Source organism: Bacillus sanguinis, from assembly GCF_018332475.1.
GTDB classification, from domain to species: domain Bacteria; phylum Bacillota; class Bacilli; order Bacillales; family Bacillaceae_G; genus Bacillus_A; species Bacillus_A sanguinis.
This window is the reverse complement of sequence record NZ_BOQB01000428.1, coordinates 1-2,448: the sequence shown is the minus strand read 5'-3', so window position 1 is coordinate 2,448 and position 2,448 is coordinate 1. Positions and strand designations below refer to the sequence as shown.

Genomic DNA, 2,448 nt, shown 5'->3' with positions numbered 1-2,448 from the left:
ATTGCAGGTTGCGAAGGATAGAGAGTTTAAAACTATAGTATTCGATTAGCAGAAGGTAGAAACAGATCAAAGTTTATATATACCAATTAATTCGTTTTCATATAGTAAGGAAACACGCTATTTTTACCGAGTGAAGGCATGGGATAATTATGAAGAAGAGTCGTCTTGGTCAGAAGTAGCATTTTGGGAGACTGGATTACAAGGACAAGATAACTGGAGTGGGAACTGGATTGCTGCGAAAAAAGAGCGCACGCAAGTTATGTCTTTTCATAAAAGTTTTTCTATTAAAAAATTAGTAAAAAAAGCACGTTTATATATCACAAGTTTAGGATTATACGAGGCTTCTATAAATGGAGAGCGTATTGGAGTTTGTTATTTTACCCCAGGATGGACAAGTTATGATAAAAGGGTATTGTATCAAACATATGAAATAACGCATGTATTAAAGATTGGGCATAATGATATTTCTACTCTAGTAGGTAACGGCTGGTATAAAGGGCCGATTACCATGCATCATGTACGTAATTATTACGGGAAAAGACGTGCGGTAATTGCTCAAATACATATAACATATGAAGATGGAACGAAAGAAAAAATTGTAACAGATGAAACATGGAAAGTAACACCAAGCCCTATTTTGTATTCGGAAATATATGAAGGGGAGGTTTATGACGCTAGGTTAGAAGAAAGTAATCAAGAGCTAGAAGATGTTGAAGTAATTGTGCATTCTAAGCAAATAATTGTTGCGCAAGAAAATGAAGCGATTCGTAAAATGAAAATTATAAAACCAATCGCTATTTCAAAATTACCAAATCATGAATGGCTTATTGATATGGGGCAAAATATGGTAGGTTGGGTTCAATTTATAGTCCGTCATGTTTATAGTGGCCAAAAGATAGAATTGCATCACGCTGAAATATTGAATATAGACGGTAGTTTTTACGTTGGAAATCTCCGAAAGGCAAAACAAAAAATAGTGTATATAGCAAAAGGAGAGGAAGAGGAAACGTTTGAACCTCATTTTACATATCAAGGCTTTAGGTATGTGAAAATAAGTGGATTAACCCAGCCGCCTCAAATAGCAGATTTTGAAGGGATTGTATTACATACTGACATGGAAAAAGCGTCAGAATTTGAAACGTCCAATCCATTAATCAATCAACTTCATCATAATGTAGAATGGTCTCAAAGAGGAAACTTCTTTGACGTGCCAACAGATTGTCCGCAGCGAGATGATCGACTTGGATGGACAGGAGATGCACAAATGTTTATTGGGACAGCTACGCAAATTATGAATGTGCAATTGTTCTTTAAAAAATGGCTCCAAGATTTATCATTAGATCAAAATGTTAATGGAGCTGTGCCGTTAGTTATTCCAGATGCGTTTGGGAAAAGAGCGGATTTTGATTTACATACTTCTGGTGGTTGGGGCGATGCAGCAATTATATGTCCGTGGGTTCATTATTTACATTACGGAGATGTATCGATTTTAAAAGAACAATATGACAGTATGAAGAAGTATATAGATTACATACGTTCACAAGGTGGAAATGAGTATTTATGGGATACAGGCTATCATTTAGGGGATTGGCTCGCATTAGATACGAAACCTGATGTATATGAAGGCGGAACAGATAAACACTTTATTGCGACGGCTTATTATGCGTATTCTACATCGCTTTTACGAAAGGTTGCTGAGATTTTAGGTGAAAATACAGATGCTAAGTATTATGCAGATTTACATGAGAATATTGTTCAAGGATTTCAAAATGAATTCGTTACACCGAATGGTAGATTAATTTCAAATACCCAAACGGCCCACATATTAGTACTTCTTTTTGAACTAGTGAAAGATGATGTGAAGGAGAAAGTATTTAATCGATTAATTGAGCTTTTAAAAGAAAATAAAAATCACTTAACAACAGGTTTTATAGGAACACCGTATTTAAATTTAATATTAAGCAAGTTTCACCGTCATGACCTTGCTTGTAAGCTTTTATTTCATGAGGATTATCCATCTTGGTTATATCAAGTTAAAAAAGGGGCCACAACGATTTGGGAACATTGGGATGGCGTGAAAGAGGATGGAACACTTTGGAATGATAGTATGAATTCTTACAATCATTACGCATATGGCTCTATCGTTGAATGGATATACCGATATATTATTGGATTAGAAGTGGACGAAACAAAACCTGCATATAAACATTTTTATGTACAACCACATTTTGATTCGAATTTAGAATGGATTAGAGTAAAACGTGAGACAGCTTATGGAGAAATTGAGATTGATTGGCGTGTGGAAAAAGAACAAGCCTTTTTACGTGTTTCCATACCACCTAATACGAGTGCTACATTACGGATAGAAGAAATGAATTGGAAAGCAGAGCATATTATTGAAAAGGAATTAGGATCAGGCGATTATAAATTTACATTTTGTAAAAATAT

At 34.9% G+C, this 2,448-nt stretch carries 1 pseudogene; it reads left to right on the top strand.

Annotation, left to right across the window (positions count from 1 at the left end):
- Positions 1-2,448 (top strand): annotated as a pseudogene (locus tag KI369_RS27150) (family 78 glycoside hydrolase catalytic domain); the annotation flags it as partial.